The organism is Nonomuraea sp. NPDC049158, from assembly GCF_040648335.1.
Taxonomy (GTDB): domain Bacteria; phylum Actinomycetota; class Actinomycetes; order Streptosporangiales; family Streptosporangiaceae; genus Nonomuraea.
The window spans coordinates 507237-521875 of the sequence record NZ_JBEZDM010000002.1 but is presented as its reverse complement, the minus strand read 5'-3'; the positions used below and the strand labels follow the sequence as shown (position 1 = coordinate 521875).

Below are 14639 nucleotides of genomic sequence, written 5' to 3'. Positions count from 1 at the left end.
TTACTACCAGGGCCGTTGGCTAGAGTTTGGCGCGAGGAGGGCTGAAGATGCGGGGTGGGCTGGGTAATCCGCGGCTGCTGCGGGTGCTGAACGAGCGTCGGCTGCTCGACCAGCTCCACGCGAACGGCCCGGCGTCACGGGCCGATCTGGCCAAGATCACCGGGCTGTCGAAGCCGACGGTCTCGGCGGCGCTCGCCGGGCTGGAGGAAGACGGGCTGGTGCACCTGGTCGGCGAGGTGTCGGGCCGGCCGGGCCCGGTGACCTCGCTCTACGACATGAACGCGGCCTCCACTCACGTGGCGGGCATCGACATCGGCCGCGACTGGATCCGCGTCGCCGTGGCCGACCTGCGCGGCACGTTCGCGGGCCGGACCGACGGGCGCAACACCGCCCGCGACTCGGCCGAGCTCGCGGTCCTGGTGGGCGACCTCTGCCGCGCGGCGGCCAGGGAGGCCGAGCTCGACTGGTCGGCGATCGCCTGCGCGGTGGTCGGCTCGCCCGGCGTCTACGACCCGGCCCAGGGCCGCCTGGACTTCGCGCCCAACCTGCCGGGCCCGCCCGACCTGGCGGGTCGCCTCCGGTCGGCGCTCGACGTGGAGCTGGTCATCGAGAACGACATCAACCTGGCGGCGGTCGGCGAGCACACGTACGGGGAGGGGCGCGGCAAGGCCAACTTCGCCCTGGTCTCCATCGGTACGGGCGTCGGGATGGGCATCGTCATCAACGGCGAACTCTACGTCGGAGCCAGGGGAGCGGCGGGAGAGGTCTCCTACGTCCCCACGGACTCGCCCCCTTACGTCCCACCCTTTACGGACGACGCCCTGGCCCACGGTGCCACGGAGACGGTGACCTCGGCTCCCGGCGTGGTTCGCGCGGCCAGGGCGGCCGGGCTGGACCTCGAGACGGCCAAGGACGTCTTCGCGGTGGCGGCGGCCGGTGACCCGGCGGCCCGCTCGGTGGTGGAGGCCGAGGGGCGCCGCATCGGCGGTCTCCTGGTGGCGGTGGCGGCGGTCCTGGATCCGGAGGTCATCGTCCTGAGCGGCGGGGTGGGGCGCAACCTGGAGCTGCTGGGCGCGGCGATCGAGGATCGGATCGCCGAGCTGGGCCCCCTGCGGCCGGTGGTGGTCGCCAGCGCTTTGGGGGACAGTGGAGTACTGCTGGGCGCGGTCGCCCATGCCCGAGCCAGGGCCTGGGACTTGATCTTCGACGCCAGACAGGGTTGAAAGGTCTTGTCCAAGACGTGAGATGTCGTGCTCGTCAGTCGAGACAAGCGGGTAAGGTACGCACATGGAGTCGCGGAATATTCGCCTGGCCGTCATCCCCGGAGACGGCATCGGCGCCGAGGTCGTCGCCGAAGGGCTGAAGGTCCTGGAGGCCGTCGGGACCAAGATCGAGGCCACCCACTACGACCTGGGTGCCGCCCGCTATCACCGTACCGGTGAGACGCTGCCCGACGCCGTGCTCGAAGAGCTGCGCGGCTATGACGCGATCCTGCTCGGCGCGGTGGGCGATCCCAGCGTGCCGCCGGGCATCCTGGAGCGCGACCTGCTGCTCCGCCTCCGCTTCGTCTTCGACCACTACGTCAACCTGCGCCCGGTCAAGCTGTTCCCCGGCGTCGAGACCCGGCTGGCCGACACGCCCACCGAGAACATCGACATGGTCGTCGTCCGCGAGGGCACCGAGGGCCTCTACGCGGGCACCGGCGGCGTGATGCGCCGTGGCACGCCGTACGAGATCGCCACCCAGGAGTCGCTCAACACCGCCTACGGCGTGGAGCGGGTCGTCCGCTACGCGTTCGAGAAGGCCAAGTCCCGCCCGCGCAAGAAGCTGACGCTCGTCCACAAGACCAACGTCCTGACCTACGCCGGCGACCTCTGGCAGCGCACGGTCAACCGCGTGGGGGAGGAATACCCCGAGGTCACCACCGACTACTGCCACATCGACGCGGCCTCGATGTTCTTCGTGAGCCAGCCCGAGCGGTTCGACGTCATCGTCACCGACAACCTCTTCGGCGACATCATCACCGACCTCGGCGCGGCGATCGCGGGCGGCATCGGCCTGGCGGCCAGCGGCAACATCAATCCGGAGCGCAGCGCGCCCAGCATGTTCGAGCCGGTGCACGGCAGCGCCCCCGACATCGCCGGACAGGGCAAGGCCGACCCGACCGCCACGATCCTGTCGGTCGCCATGCTCCTGGAGCACCTTGGTCTGTCCGCCGAGGCGGCCAGGGTCGAGCAGGCCGTCGCCGACGACATCGTCGAGCGCCTGGCCGGCTGGGCCGGCCGCACCACACACGAGATCGGTGACGACATCACCGCGCGAGTATCGAGCTAGGGCCGCCCAGCTCCCCAAGCGCCTGGCGGTCCACACAAGGACCGCCAGGCGCTTTTTCGCGTCTAAACGGCCAAAGCACCCCATCGGCCACTTGCAATCCCAAATGGCGAGACACTAGGAAGTACAGACCGCCCATAGCAGTGACTGTCCGGAACCGTAGAGTCTGTCCAGAACCGCAGAGTCTGTCTAGCACCGCAGAGAGAAGGACCTCCGTCATGACCATCGCTCAGAAGCTCAGCTTCGACGTGCAGCTATCCGACCACGCTCGCACTGCGGCCGAGCGGGAGCAGGTACTGACGAACCCCGGGTTCGGGCAGACCTTCACCGACCACATGGTCTCGATCGACTACACCGAGGGCGAGGGCTGGCACGACGCCCGGCTTGAGCCGTACGGGCCGTTGTCGCTCGACCCGGCCACCTCGGTGTTCCACTACGCGCAGGAGCTGTTCGAGGGACTCAAGGCCTACCGCCAGGCCAACGGCTCGATCGCGACCTTCCGCCCGTACGCCAACGCCGCCCGCTTCAACACCTCGGCCGAGCGCATGGCGATGCCGTCGCTTCCGGAAGAGGTGTTCGTCGAGTCGCTCGAACTCCTCGTCCAGACCGACAAGGACTGGGTCCCCACGACCGAGGGCCACAGCCTCTACCTGCGCCCGTTCATCATCGCGACCCAGGTCGGCCTCGGCGTCAACTACCCGTCCCGCACCTACCGGTACATGGTCATCGCCTCCCCGGCGGCCTCCTACTTCAGCGGCGGCGTCAAGCCCGTCTCCGTCTGGCTCTCCACCGAGTACACCCGCGCCGCCCCCGGCGGCACCGGCTTCGCCAAGTGCGGCGGCAACTACGCGGCCGCCTTCGTCGCCCAGCGGCAGGCCGTCGAGCAGGGCTGCGACCAGGTGGTGTGGCTGGACGCGCACGAGCACCGGTACGTGGAGGAGATGGGCGGGATGAACCTGTTCTTCGTCTTCGGCGACAAGCTGGTCACCCCCGCGCTGACCGGCACCCTGCTGCCCGGCATCACCCGCGACTCCATCCTGTCCCTGGCCGCCGACCTGGGCCTGGAGGCGTCGGAACGCCTCATCTCGACGGAGGAGTGGCAGGCGGGCTGCGAGTCGGGCGAGCTCACGGAGGTGTTCGCCTGCGGGACGGCGGCAGTGGTGACGCCGGTGGGCTCGGTCAAGGGCACGGACCGCGCGTGGACCGTGGGAGAGGGCACTCCTGGGGAAGTGACGATGCGCATCCGCGAGGAACTGGTGGGCATCCAGTACGGCTCCCGCCCCGACACCCACAGCTGGGTCCACAAGATCAGCTAACGCGCCTCCACCGGGCATCTTTCGCCACCCACCCGTGTGGTTGGCCGTCTGATGCCCACCCTTCTACAACGGGCCTCCGCTACCCTCCGGACGTTCTCCCAGGCGGGCTACCGCCCGCCCCCTGGAGGACCTCGCTCCGCTCGGACAGCCTTCCCAGCGCTTCGCCGGGTTGGCCGATTGGAATGCGCGAGATGCCTGGCCGGAGGCCCATGGCGCGCCGCATCAGGGGGCTTCTCCGGAGGTCGCTCCGCTCGCTGGAGGCTTGATCCTCGCGTTTGTACAGCTAAGAGGCTGTCAGAGAAGGCAGTAGCGACGTGCGGTGCAGTGACCTCGCTACGTGTCGGGAGCGAGGCGTGGGAACAACGGTGATGTCGCAGGCAGGGTGGTCACATTGAGGCGGTCTCGGTTGTGATGAAGTCGACATGACCGAGGCGCCCTCAGAGCTCGAGGCATGCGACCTGGTGTCGCATCTTGTCATTGCGGGCGGCGTAGTCCGTCCAGTACGAGGGTGATGAGATCGTCGGCCTCGGCCCGCCAGTTGGGGCGGTCATGGGCCGCACCGATGCCGTGCAGCGCCATCATCACGGCACCGGCGTCCACGTCGTCGCGAACGCCGCCGTCCCGCACGGCGGCGGCTACCAGGTCGGTGACAGCGTGCTCCAGCGCCCGGCTGCCCTCGGCGAGGGCACCCGAGCGATCGGCCCATAGCGTGGCCAGCGTCCGGGCCAGGCCCTCGTGGGCATCGATGTGGTCGACCATGCCGCGTAGGAAGGTCGCCAAAGCCTCCGCCGCGGGCAGCGTGGCCTGTAGCTGGCGGGCGCGGGCGCACAGCGCGGCGACTTCCCCGTGGTAGACCGCCTCGGCCAGTGCCTCCCGGGTGGGGAAGTGGCGGTACAGCGTGCCGGTGCCCACCCCGGCCAGGCGGGCGAAGTCATCGAAGCGCAGGTCGAAGAAGCCGCCGGAGTCGAAGACCTCTCGCGCCTTGGCGATCAGGACATCGCGGTTGCGTCGGGCGTCGGCCCGCAGCGGCTTGTCAGCGGTCATGCGCTACCTCATGGTTGACAAATGGAGATGATCTCCATATTTTCGAAAGTGGAGATAGCCTCCAAATCGATCGTACCCCACGAGGTGCAGCGTGAAGATCCTGATGTTCGGCCGAGGCGTGATCGCCACCATCTATGGCTGGGCCCTGGAACGGGCCGGGCATGAGATCGAGTTCTACGTCCGGCCGGGCCGCGCGGCGACGTACGGGGAAGCGATCGACCTCGACCTGTTCGATACGCGGCGCCGGGTGTGGGGGCAGCGCGTCGTCGAGAAGTGGCCGGTGCGCTACCGCGAGGCGCTGGAGCCGGACCACGACTTCGACCTGATCGTGCTCAGCGTGCCGCACCACCGCCTCGCGGAGGCAGCCGCCTTCCTGACATCGCGCGTAGGCAAAGCCACCGTGCTGGTTTTCGGCAACGTCTGGACCGAGCCGCCGGCCGCGATCGGCGCACTTCCCGTCGAGCAGGTCGCCTGGGGCTTTCCCCAGGCCGGTGGCGGTTTCGGCGCGGACGGCGTGCTCCGTGGGGGGCTGCTGCTGCCGTCGGTCGTCTTCGGCACCCTCGGCCAGCCCCCGAACGACCGGGAGCGGGCCGTGCGCCAGGCGTTTCGCCAGGCCGGGCTCCGGCTCAAGGAGCAGCCTGACTTCCGCGGCTGGCTGTGGGTCCATTTCGTGTCGGATGCCGGCCTGCTCTCGCAGGGCCTGCGGCTGGGTTCCCTGTCCAAGCTGGCCGGGTCGACGAGCGACTTCCGCGAGGCGCTGCTGACTGGCCGCGAACTGCTGCCGCTCCTCAAGGCGCGCGGCATTGACCTGCGACGTCACCGGGGCGGTGTGCTGCTGTTCCGGGCGCCCACCTGGCTGACGGCCCCCGCGCTCGCCTGGCTGACCGCTCATGTCGCGCCGGTGCGGGTGAATTTTGCGGCGCACTCCGACCCCGACGCCGAGGAGCCGCGTGAGGTCTGCCGGGACACCCTGGCCGAAGCACGACGGTTGGGCGTCCCGGTACCGCGACTGGAAGCGGCGGAACCGAACTTCGCCCGTGCGGGGACAGGTCGAGCCTGAATTCACCGAAGTTGTCGGTCCCGGTGGTCCATTGCGGCTCCTTGGTCCGCCGCATCCCGGAGCCAAACCCGGTCGCACCGGTCGACCAACTGCCGTTCACACACGGCTTTTCGCGGTCCGACCTCTATCGCCTGTCCGTGACGTCGTGGAAGGAAAAAAGTCATGACCACCGCCGAGAAGCACGAGTTCCCCATGGCCCGTACGTGCCCGTTCGCGCCGCCGCCGGCGTACGAAGAGATCCGCGAAGAAGAGCCGGTCTCGCGGGTTCGTCTGCCCGACGGCGGGTGGGCCTGGGTGGTCAGCCGCCACGAAGACGTGCGAACCGTGTTGAACGACCGGCGGTTCAGCGCCGACCGGCAGCATCCGGACTTCCCGCAACTGGTCAAGGGCGAGGCGGCGTCCCGGCGGCCGGACGAGGAGCGCCTCCTGATCGCGATGGACGCGCCCGAGCATGGGCCGGCGCGCAAGGCCGTACTCGGCGAGTTCACGGTGCGCCGGTTGGAGGCGCTGCGGCCGCGGATCCAGGAGATCGTCGACGGGCAGATCGACGCGCTGCTGGCCGGGCCGAACCCAGGCGACCTGGTGGAGGCGCTGTCGCTGCCGGTCCCGTCACTGGTGATCTGCGAGATGCTGGGTGTGCCCTACGCCGACCATGAGTTCTTCCAGGAGCACACGGTGAAGGTGGTCAAGCAGTCGACGCCGCCCGAGGAGCGGTGGGCGGCCATGGGGGCCATCCAGGGCTACATGGCCGACCTCGTCGCGGAAAAGGAAAAGAACCCGCCGGACGACCTGCTCGGGCGGCAGATCGTCAAGCTGCGCGCGGACGGCACCTACCGGCGGACGGCACTGGCCGGCATGGGCGTCCTGCTGCTCGTGGCCGGCCACGAGACGACAGCGAACATGATCTCGCTGTCGACCATGGCGTTCCTGCGCAACCCGGAGCAGCTCGCGATGATCAAGGCCGACCCGGGCAACACGCTCAACGCGGTCGAGGAGATGCTGCGGTACTTCACGATCATCGACGTCGCGACGGCCCGGTTGTGCGTCGAGGACATCGAGGTCGGCGGGCAGCTGATCCGCGCCGGCGAAGGAGCGCTGGCGCTCGGTTAACAGTGCGTGCTCACTGAGCCCGAGCTGTTCGACCAGAGCGAGGACGACGCCACAATCATCGTGCTGAACGAGAAACCGGAGGGCGAGCTGGTCGAGAAGGCCCGCGAAGCGGTGCACGTGTGCCCTAGCCAGGCCCTCTCCCTGGAGGAGTGAGTCAATCCGTATTTCGCAGCGATCTGGTTGGCGCCCGCAACGTCACCAACTCGGGTTGCGGTGCCTCGCGGCGGGCGAACGCTGCAACGACGGTGTCTTTGAACTGCTGTGGGGATCGGTAGTGGAAGTCGCGGCCGACGCCGGCTTCGCGGCACAGGCTGGAGATGGTCAAGGCTCCATCGCTGGAGGTTGGTTGGCCGGCCAGCAGGCGGGTCTGGGTGTCCGCACGGGTCACTGGACCACCTGGGGTATCGAGGTGGGTTCGCATTTACCCGTATCGGCCTCCGCACACCAGGGAGTACACCGACAGGGCGTCGATGTCGGTGGGCGCGCCGAGCCCGGACTCGCGCCAGGCGTGCTCGCCGAGCGGTTCGGACGGTCAACTTACGCGACGTAGGCAGCGAGAGGCGTTGCATTCCGAGACCGTCGATGTGATGCGTATTACTGTCTGAGTGCTTCAGGTCGGGCATACGCAATCATGACCGGAATGGACACTCGTTTCCTTGGCATCACTGATCTGGTCGAAGCCCCGTCCGTGGCGGTCGTGGTCGACGTCATGCGTGCTTTCACCGTGGCCGCCTGGGCCTTTGCCCAGGGGGCGGAAAAGATCGTTCTTGCTGAGTCGCTGGACGAAGCCCTGGCACTCAAGGCTCGCCACCCGGATTGGGTGGCGCTCAAAGACGGTCCGCCCGCGCCCGGGTTCGACGTCGTCAACTCGCCGGGTCTGCTGCGGTCTATTGACCTTGGCGGACGGACTGTAGTGCAGAAAACCACGGCAGGGACGGTCGGCGCCCTTGCGGTCAAGGAAGCGTCGCTGGTGCTGTGCGCCGGCTTCGTGGTGGCGGAGGCAACGGCTCGGCTCTTGCGGACGCGCGGGAGTGACGGTGTCACGTTCGTGGTCACAGGCGAGGATGGGCAGGCCGATGAAGATCTGGCGTGTGCTCAGTACATCGCTCGGAGGGCCATCGAGGCTGGGACGGACGCTGCTGACTTCCTCCGCCGCGCTGCCGCGTCGCGCGCCGCCGCCGAACTGGCAGAGGGGGTGCGTCAAGGAGTTCATGACGATGACGTCGCACTCTGTCTTGAGCTCGACCGGTTCCCCTTTGCCATGGTGGCGGCCTTGGAAGGCTCGCTCATGGTCCTGCGTCCACACCCGATGCCTTCGCTGGCTGACGTGGATCTGGTGTGATCGCTGCCTTCAGCGCGCGAGAGCCAGTGCCCTATGTGGCGGTGGTTCGGGGCGGCGGCAGGCGGCTGCCCCGAGTTGTCGCGGCGACGGCTGCGCGATGCCGAGACGCGTCCATCTGACCGGCCGGTAGCGGGTGCTGCTCGTAGTCTGTCGGTTTTTCTCCCTGTCAAATGTCGGTTGGCTGTCTGCAGTCTGTCGGTTTTTTGCACCGTCAAATGTCGGTTGGGCTTCACACTGATGTCGATCGTCACGGCAGTACCCAGCAGCGGCTAGAACGAGGTCGTGTGGTGGCGGGCCCGGAACTCCGCCAAGAGCTCGTCGGTCACCTCCGCGCCGGCCGCCACGGCCGCATGCACCTCGCGGAAGTAGCCCTCGTACCCGGCCGGCGTGTAAAGGCACAAGGCGTGGACCGGCTCGGTGCCGGCGTTGCGGAAGCCGTGCGGGGTGCCGCGCGGCGCGGCGAGCAGGTGTCCGGGGCCGACCGTCACCTCCCCGTCGCCGTGGTGCAGGGTCAGGTCGCCCCGCAGGACGTAGAAATACTCGTCGTGCTCTTGATGTACGTGCGGGCGGGCCCCCATCATGCCTCCCGCCAGGGTGAACTCCTCGAACGCGAAGCGGCCGCCCGTGTGCTCACCCGTCAGCCGGAAGAAGTGCGCCACTCCGGCCACGTCGATCAGTTCGCCGTCTTCGGGGCGGCGCAGAATGGGGCGCGGCTCCGGCATCTGCTTATCGATCATTTCAGCATTATCGGCTGACGGCACCAGAGTGGCCTTCAAGGAGGCTCGCTGCGGAAACCGGAGCCGCCGATGAGTTTCGGGCGGGGGAGTGGTCTCACTCTCGAAACAACGACTGAAACGACGACGGGAAGGCGCAGCTCCGGTGGACTTGTACAGCGTTGTGTGCGTACGTGACCTGGCGACTTCGCAGAAGTGGTTCGAGGTGTTCTTCGGGCGGCCGGCGGACGAGATCATCGGCGAGGAGCTCCTGTGGCAGGTTGGTGAGAACGCATGGGTGGTCATCGACGACCGGCACATGCGGGCCGCACGGGTGGGCGGCACCATGATCACGCTTGGCGTGACCGACCTCGACGACATCCTGGCCCGGCTGACCGCGTACGGCATCGAGCACGAGCCCGTGGAGACCTACGGCAACGGCGTACGCCACGTGGACATCCTCGACCCGGACGGCAACAGCCTGTCGCTCGCGCAGGCCTCCGCCCATACCCTCAGTACGCCGCGAGCGTGAGCGCGTTGGCGGCCTCGTTGAGCGGCTTCATGATCGGCCGCATCGCCAGATCCTTCCACGGCAGGCGGTTGACCAGCCGCATCATCGTGGTCTGCATCCTGATCTGCATCGGGCTGCCCGCGACCATTTGCGCGGCGTTGCTCGCGCCGAGCGTCACGTTCACATCCACGTACTCGCGCATCGCTTCTCGATAACCGGCATAAGCCGCACGATGGACGCGCTCGAGGGCGGGGTGGATCGAGGTGAGCAGGCCGTGCAGCCGGTTGGAGGTGCGGGTGGCGTCGGCGGCGAGGTCGTCGTCGTGGCCCAGCACCATGGTCGGCCCGGTCCGGTACCGGACATTGCACGTCTCAGCGGATGGATGACCCGATGCCGATGCCTCCGTCGACGTCGAGGACCACGCCGGTGATGTAGCGGGCACCCGGTGAACACAGGAACGCCGCCGCCTCGGCGATATCGGTGGGGTCGCCGGTGTGGCGCATGGGGATCTTGTTGGTGAGTTTCTCCCGGCCCTTGTCGTTCATCGAGGCGAGCATCGGGGTCTCGATCAGGCCTGGCGCAATGGCGTTGACGGTGATGCCCTGTCGGGCCGTCTCCAATGCGAGGGCGCGCGTCAGGCCGACGACAGCGGCTTTCGCGGCCACGTGGTTGGCCTGGCCGAAGTTGCCGCGCCAGGACATGGATGAGATGGAGAGAATGCGCCCGTAGGAGCGGCGCCGCATGACGGGGAGTACGGCCCGCATCCCGTAGAAGGAGCCGCCGAGGCTGACGTCGTGCCAGTTCTGCTCGCCTCCGCAGACGACGACTGACCGCCTCCCCTCCAGCATCCCCCTGGTGGGCGGTAATGCCGTTTCAGTGCTCACCTGCTCCTCTGGGGCGCGCAGGGTCTCGCCGGGCCCACCGTTCCCAACGCTCACGCGGCCGGCCCCGCTCGTGAAACCTGCTTGATCAGGGCTCCAGCAGGCGGCGTGGGCCCGGGCCCTGCTGGGCGAGCGTGTCGCCCGGATTGACCAGCACGCACTGCTCGAACGACAGGCACCCGCACCCGATGCACTCGGTGAACCGGTCCCGCATCCGTTCCATCCGCTCGATCCGGGCGTTGATCTCCTCGCTCCAGCACTCCGACGCCCTGACCCAGAACTCCCGCGTCGGCGGGACGCCCTCCGGCAGGAACGCCAGCACGCTCCCGATCACCGACAGCGGTATGCCGACGCTCTGGGAGGCGCGGATGAAGGCCACCCGCCGCAGCGTGGTGCGGTGATAGCGACGCTGGTTGCCGGTCGTCCGGCGGCTGTCGATGAGCCCCTGCCGCTCGTAGAAGCGCAGCGCGGACGCGGGTACGCCGCTGCGCTCGGACAGCTCACCGATGGTCAGTTCCTTGGCGATCGCTTCGGGCATGCCCCGAGCCTAGCCTGACTTAAACATTGGTTTAAGTACGAGCCTGTCATCGAACGACAAGGTCGCCGACACCGAGGTGCGTCTGGGCGATCTCGTCATGAGAACCACCGGCCGGCCCAAAGGTAGGGCGGGCTCAAAACTCATCACCCGTCTCGTGATATTTGCATCTGTCTGCTTCGGGCTCGCACATGGAGGATCGGTTCGCGTAACCGCACTTCAGAGGGAGCATCAATGACCGTCTCACCCGTGGCCAGGACCGTCCGGATCGAGCGCACCTATGCGACCGCGTCCGAGCACGTGTGGCGCCTGTGGACCACCGCTGCCGGTATCGAGTCCTGGTGGTCGCCCGACGGATTCACGGTGGAGGTCGGGAAGCTGGACCTGCGGCCCGGCGGCGAGCTGGTCTACACGATGACCGCGACCGCGCCCGAGCAGGTCGCGTTCATGGAGGGCGCCGGGCTGCCGCTGAGCACCGAGTCGCGCAAGACCTTCGTCGAGGTGGACGAGCCCGCGCGGCTCTCCTACACCTCGCCGGCCGACTTCATCCCCGGCGTGGAGCCGTACGACTTCCTCACCGTGGTCGAGATCCGGCCCTCGGACAAAGGCGTCCACGTCGTCATGACCATGGACGCGATGCATGACGAGGAGTGGACCCAGCGCCTGACGGCCGGCCGCGGCAACGAGCTGGACAACCTCGGCCGGGTCATCGGCGCGGGAGAATGATCTCGCCGGGCTCGTGGTGCGCGACATCGTGTCCTTGAACGGCCACTACACCGCCACTTTCGGCCCTCGCGTCCAGCGACGGGCGGGCGCGGACCTGGGTCCTTCGCACGCCCGCGCGTCCGAGACCCTGATCCACGCCGGACTGGGCGGCGGGGCGGCTGTGGCGGCCCGATCCGGCATCCTGCCGCGGCCTCTACTCTGGTCGTCCAGGATGCGAGGACGGGCGGCGGGCGGATTGGCGGAGCTGTGGCGGTCCGACCGCGTCGTCCGGCTGGCGCCGGCCGGCGCGGTCGCTTGCAGCGCCCTGCTGCCGCTGGTGCAAGTCGGGCTGGCGTTCAGCTATGTGGGCAACGGCGTGGGCACCGGGCTGTGGAGCATCGCGGCGACCGTGGTCTACCTTCCGCTGCACCTGCGCCACGTCTGGTACGCCGCACACGCGCGGCGGCCATCTGCCGGCGGCTGGTCGCTGGCGGCGATGGCCGCGGTCGTCCTGGGGGCCACCCCGCTGGCCGGGAACATGTGGCCGCGGGCGTACACGGCCCTGGTGGTGTCGTTCCTGCTGGTACTCCCCGCGCCGTGGTCATACCTGGGATACGTGGCGGTGGTGTTCGCGGCGGCGCCGGTGGCCCACGCGCTCGGGCTGTCGTGGGCGGCCGCGCCGTGGCTGACGTTCTCGGTGCTGGCCGGCAGTGCGGCGCTGTTGCTGCTGGTATGGCTGGCCGCGGCGTTGACCCGGTTGCAGGCCGCCAGGGAGGCGCTGGCCCAGCGAGCCGTCATGCAGGAACGGCGCAGGATCGACGACGACCTGCGCCACGGCCTCGGCAGCGCGCTGGAGTCGATCGCGGCGCGCGGCGACCGGGCGGCGCGCAAGGTCGCGAAGGGCGAGAAGGCAGCCGCCGCGCAGGAGCTGACCGGGCTCGCGGAGGAGTCCCGGCGCACGCTGGCCGAGGCCAGGCAGCGGGTACGCGGCTATCGGCGGCCATCGCTGCGCGCCGAGCTGGAGACCGCCGCCAGTCTGCTGACCGCAGCGGGCATCCGCACCCGCCTGGACCTGCCTCGCGGCATTCCGGAAACCATCGCTCCGCAGCCGCGAAGTGCGCTGCGCGCGACGGTCACCCGCCTGCTGCGTGCGGAAGCCGCTCGCGCCTGCACGATCACGGCCACTGTCCTGGACGGCCAGGTGCTGCTGGAAGTGCGTGCCGACGACGCCACCGAGACGATCGAGGTGCGGGCATGACGGCCTCGGTACTGCCGCCATGGGTGCTGCGGCACCCGCGCTGGCCCCTGATCGCCCTGCACGTGCCGCTGGCCGCCCAGACGCCGGTCTACACCAGCCTCGGTACGGACGGCTCGACTCCCACCAATCCGCTGCCCGCGATCCTGCTCGCCGCCGTGGCCTTCGCGCTTCAGCTGCGGCACAGCCTTGCTGCCGCTCGGGGAGAACGGCCCGCGGGATGGCGCTGGAGCTTCGCGGCGATCTTGCTACTCCCCTATGCCCCGATCTGGCTTCTGGGCTTGAGCTGGATCAGCATCAGCACCCTCACCCTGGCCTCGACGGTGATGCTCCTGCGTGGCCGGGTGCGGATAGCGGTGGCCGCCGGGCAGTTGGGGGCCTGGGTGGTCGTCCAGGTGATCGCGACCTTGCAGACACCCGGCTTCAGCGCCTGGCAGGTCGTCCTGCTGGCCCTGTATGCCGTGGTCGTTCCCAGCCTGTTCGCCGCGGCTCTGGTCGGCGGTGCCCGGCTGGTCCGGCTGATGAACGAGTTGGAGGCCGCCCGTACCGAGCTGGCCGCGACGGCTGTCGGCGAGGAGCGGATCCGGGTCTCGCGCGACCTGCACGACCTGCTCGGCCAGAGCCTGTCGGCGATCTCGCTCAAGGGCGAGCTGGCCCTGCGGTTGCTGGTCAAGGACGCCGGCGCCGCCCGTGCCGAGATCGAGAGCCTGACCGGTGTGGCCCGCGACGCACTGCACGACGTACGCGCGATCACCAGGGATGAGCACGCCGTGTCGTTGCGCACGGAGATCGACGGAGCTGCGGCCCTGCTCGGCGCCGCGGGGGTGGACACCCGCCTCGACGTGGCCGACCTGCCGTCGCTCCCCGCACCCGTGCAGGGCGCCCTGGCCTGGGCCATCAGAGAGGGCACCACAAACCTGCTGCGCCACAGCGAGGCCGGCTCCTGCACCATTACACTTTCCCGGCAGTCCGGGAGAATACGGCTGGAAATCGTCAACGACGGCGTCCATAACACCGCCGGCTACAGCTCACAGCAGGGCTCCGGGCTCGCCGGAGTGGCCGAGCGGGCCAAAGCCGCCTCCGGCTCGTCCGAGGGCGGTGTCCATGACGGCCGGTTCCGGCTGTGGGTCGAGGTCCCCGAGGAGGTCGCATGATCCGCGTACTGATCGCCGAGGATATGCACCTGATCAGATCCGCGCTGGTGGCCCTGCTGTCGCTGGAGGACGACATGGAAGTCGTCGCCGAGATCGAGCGCGGGGACGAGGTGCTGGACGCCGCGCTGCGGGTGCGCCCCGACGTCGCGGTACTGGACATCGACATGCCGGGCCTGGACGGGCTGTCGGCGGCCGAGCAACTGTCCGAACGGCTTCCCGGCTGCCGAACCCTCGTGCTGACCGGGCTCAGCCAGCCGGGCAACCTGCTGCGCGCGCTGAAGGTGCACGTGCGCGGCTTCATCGTCAAGGACGCCCCGGCGCAGACCCTCACGGACGGCATCAGACGCATCGCGAGAGGCGAGCGGGTGATCGACCCCGAGCTCGTCGCGGCAGCGCTCGAGACGGGCAGCAGCCCGCTGACGGCCCGCGAGACCGAGGTGCTGCGCGCGGCGGCGAGTGGCATCCGCACCGCCCAGATCGCCACCCAGCTCTCGCTGTCGCAGGCTACGGTGCGCAACTACCTGTCGAACGCGATCAGCAAGGTGGGCGGGCGTAACCGTATCGACGCCATCCGCATATCCCGCGACGCCGGCTGGCTCTAGCGTGCCAGAACCGGCCACGCCCAGACCCCACCGGCCTCACCACCACCGCCCGGGCCCTGGGGCCGAGCCGGGGTGGCGCC

General features: G+C 69.1%; 18 protein-coding genes. 12 read left to right on the top strand and 6 right to left on the bottom strand.

Features of this window, described 5'->3' with window-relative positions; translation table 11 throughout:
- Positions 1-47 precede the first annotated feature (47 nt).
- From AB0B61_RS06670 to AB0B61_RS06660, 3 genes are all read left to right on the top strand, one after another.
- Complete coding sequence (locus AB0B61_RS06670) at positions 48-1223, top strand: ROK family transcriptional regulator (RefSeq protein ID WP_358428947.1); 1176 nt, start codon at positions 48-50, stop codon at positions 1221-1223.
- A gap of 64 nt (positions 1224-1287) precedes the next feature.
- Positions 1288-2334 carry a 3-isopropylmalate dehydrogenase gene (locus tag AB0B61_RS06665; protein ID WP_358428945.1) on the top strand — a complete coding sequence of 349 codons (1047 nt, stop codon included), beginning with the start codon at positions 1288-1290 and terminating at the stop codon, positions 2332-2334.
- 215 nt (positions 2335-2549) lie between these two features.
- Positions 2550-3647 (top strand): branched-chain amino acid aminotransferase, encoded by a 1098-nt coding sequence (locus tag AB0B61_RS06660; RefSeq protein WP_358428943.1) that lies wholly within the window; start codon positions 2550-2552, stop codon positions 3645-3647.
- Between the two features lie 474 nt (positions 3648-4121).
- On the opposite strand, the gene AB0B61_RS06655 is transcribed toward AB0B61_RS06660, so the two are convergent.
- Positions 4122-4691: a TetR/AcrR family transcriptional regulator gene (locus tag AB0B61_RS06655; protein ID WP_358428941.1), complete on the bottom strand. Its 570-nt coding sequence runs from the start codon at positions 4689-4691 to the stop codon at positions 4122-4124.
- A gap of 91 nt (positions 4692-4782) precedes the next feature.
- Between AB0B61_RS06655 and AB0B61_RS06650 the strand changes: the two genes are divergently transcribed.
- The 3 genes from AB0B61_RS06650 (at position 4783) to AB0B61_RS06640 (ending at position 7014) form a co-directional block, all read left to right on the top strand.
- The gene (locus AB0B61_RS06650) at positions 4783-5751 is read left to right on the top strand and encodes a 2-dehydropantoate 2-reductase N-terminal domain-containing protein (RefSeq protein WP_358428939.1); all 969 of its coding nucleotides are present in this window, start codon (positions 4783-4785) and stop codon (positions 5749-5751) included.
- 162 nt (positions 5752-5913) lie between these two features.
- Entirely contained in the window at positions 5914-6861 is a 948-nt protein-coding gene (locus AB0B61_RS06645) for a cytochrome P450 (RefSeq protein WP_358428937.1), read from the top strand.
- 6 nt (positions 6862-6867) lie between these two features.
- Positions 6868-7014: a ferredoxin gene (locus AB0B61_RS06640; RefSeq protein WP_358428935.1), complete on the top strand. Its 147-nt coding sequence runs from the start codon at positions 6868-6870 to the stop codon at positions 7012-7014.
- Position 7015: 1 nt separating this feature from the next.
- On the opposite strand, the gene AB0B61_RS06635 is transcribed toward AB0B61_RS06640, so the two are convergent.
- A complete protein-coding gene (locus tag AB0B61_RS06635; RefSeq protein ID WP_358428933.1) occupies positions 7016-7249 on the bottom strand; it encodes a hypothetical protein in 234 nt (77 codons plus the stop codon).
- 252 nt (positions 7250-7501) lie between these two features.
- On the opposite strand from AB0B61_RS06635, the gene AB0B61_RS06630 reads away from it, so the two are divergent.
- The gene (locus tag AB0B61_RS06630; RefSeq protein ID WP_358428931.1) at positions 7502-8203 is read left to right on the top strand and encodes a 2-phosphosulfolactate phosphatase; all 702 of its coding nucleotides are present in this window, start codon (positions 7502-7504) and stop codon (positions 8201-8203) included.
- A gap of 269 nt (positions 8204-8472) precedes the next feature.
- On the opposite strand, the gene AB0B61_RS06625 is transcribed toward AB0B61_RS06630, so the two are convergent.
- The gene (locus AB0B61_RS06625) at positions 8473-8940 is read right to left on the bottom strand and encodes a cupin domain-containing protein (protein WP_358428929.1); all 468 of its coding nucleotides are present in this window, start codon (positions 8938-8940) and stop codon (positions 8473-8475) included.
- A 142-nt stretch (positions 8941-9082) separates the two neighbouring features.
- Between AB0B61_RS06625 and AB0B61_RS06620 the strand changes: the two genes are divergently transcribed.
- On the top strand, positions 9083-9448 hold the full coding sequence (locus tag AB0B61_RS06620; RefSeq protein ID WP_358428927.1) for a VOC family protein: 366 nt from the start codon (positions 9083-9085) through the stop codon (positions 9446-9448).
- Here AB0B61_RS06620 and AB0B61_RS06615 read toward each other — a convergent pair.
- The 3 genes from AB0B61_RS06615 to soxR form a co-directional block, all read right to left on the bottom strand.
- Positions 9429-9764 carry a hypothetical protein gene (locus AB0B61_RS06615; protein ID WP_358429360.1) on the bottom strand — a complete coding sequence of 112 codons (336 nt, stop codon included), beginning with the start codon at positions 9762-9764 and terminating at the stop codon, positions 9429-9431. The two genes, AB0B61_RS06620 and AB0B61_RS06615, sit on opposite strands and share 20 nt — an antisense overlap.
- Before the next feature lie 34 nt (positions 9765-9798).
- Entirely contained in the window at positions 9799-10311 is a 513-nt protein-coding gene (locus AB0B61_RS06610; protein ID WP_358428925.1) for an SDR family NAD(P)-dependent oxidoreductase, read from the bottom strand.
- 85 nt (positions 10312-10396) lie between these two features.
- Positions 10397-10846: a redox-sensitive transcriptional activator SoxR gene (soxR, locus tag AB0B61_RS06605; protein ID WP_357950325.1), complete on the bottom strand. Its 450-nt coding sequence runs from the start codon at positions 10844-10846 to the stop codon at positions 10397-10399.
- Positions 10847-11077: 231 nt separating this feature from the next.
- Between soxR and AB0B61_RS06600 the strand changes: the two genes are divergently transcribed.
- The 4 genes from AB0B61_RS06600 to AB0B61_RS06585 are packed head-to-tail and all read left to right on the top strand — an operon-like array spanning position 11078 to position 14559.
- Positions 11078-11569: an SRPBCC domain-containing protein gene (locus AB0B61_RS06600; protein ID WP_358428923.1), complete on the top strand. Its 492-nt coding sequence runs from the start codon at positions 11078-11080 to the stop codon at positions 11567-11569.
- A 28-nt stretch (positions 11570-11597) separates the two neighbouring features.
- Entirely contained in the window at positions 11598-12806 is a 1209-nt protein-coding gene (locus AB0B61_RS06595) for a hypothetical protein (RefSeq protein ID WP_358428921.1), read from the top strand.
- Entirely contained in the window at positions 12803-13957 is a 1155-nt protein-coding gene (locus AB0B61_RS06590) for a histidine kinase (protein ID WP_358428919.1), read from the top strand. Before AB0B61_RS06595 ends, AB0B61_RS06590 begins: the two co-directional genes overlap by 4 nt.
- Positions 13954-14559 carry a response regulator transcription factor gene (locus AB0B61_RS06585; RefSeq protein ID WP_358428917.1) on the top strand — a complete coding sequence of 202 codons (606 nt, stop codon included), beginning with the start codon at positions 13954-13956 and terminating at the stop codon, positions 14557-14559. The genes AB0B61_RS06590 and AB0B61_RS06585 overlap by 4 nt, the downstream gene beginning before the upstream one ends.
- Positions 14560-14639: the final 80 nt, after the last annotated feature.

Bases quoted from the DNA above. Each gene is read 5' to 3' on its own strand.
- AB0B61_RS06665 (WP_358428945.1), top strand. From the start codon at position 1,288: ATGGAGTCGCGGAATATTCGCCTGGCCGTCATCCCCGGAGACGGCATC.
- AB0B61_RS06645 (WP_358428937.1), top strand. From the start codon at position 5,914: ATGACCACCGCCGAGAAGCACGAGTTCCCCATGGCCCGTACGTGCCCG.
- AB0B61_RS06590 (WP_358428919.1), top strand. From the start codon at position 12,803: ATGACGGCCTCGGTACTGCCGCCATGGGTGCTGCGGCACCCGCGCTGG.
- AB0B61_RS06600 (WP_358428923.1), top strand. From the start codon at position 11,078: ATGACCGTCTCACCCGTGGCCAGGACCGTCCGGATCGAGCGCACCTAT.
- AB0B61_RS06625 (WP_358428929.1), bottom strand. From the start codon at position 8,940: ATGATCGATAAGCAGATGCCGGAGCCGCGCCCCATTCTGCGCCGCCCC.
- soxR (WP_357950325.1), bottom strand. From the start codon at position 10,846: ATGCCCGAAGCGATCGCCAAGGAACTGACCATCGGTGAGCTGTCCGAG.
- AB0B61_RS06630 (WP_358428931.1), top strand. From the start codon at position 7,502: ATGGACACTCGTTTCCTTGGCATCACTGATCTGGTCGAAGCCCCGTCC.
- AB0B61_RS06655 (WP_358428941.1), bottom strand. From the start codon at position 4,691: ATGACCGCTGACAAGCCGCTGCGGGCCGACGCCCGACGCAACCGCGAT.
- AB0B61_RS06660 (WP_358428943.1), top strand. From the start codon at position 2,550: ATGACCATCGCTCAGAAGCTCAGCTTCGACGTGCAGCTATCCGACCAC.
- AB0B61_RS06670 (WP_358428947.1), top strand. From the start codon at position 48: ATGCGGGGTGGGCTGGGTAATCCGCGGCTGCTGCGGGTGCTGAACGAG.
- AB0B61_RS06615 (WP_358429360.1), bottom strand. From the start codon at position 9,764: ATGGTGCTGGGCCACGACGACGACCTCGCCGCCGACGCCACCCGCACC.
- AB0B61_RS06585 (WP_358428917.1), top strand. From the start codon at position 13,954: ATGATCCGCGTACTGATCGCCGAGGATATGCACCTGATCAGATCCGCG.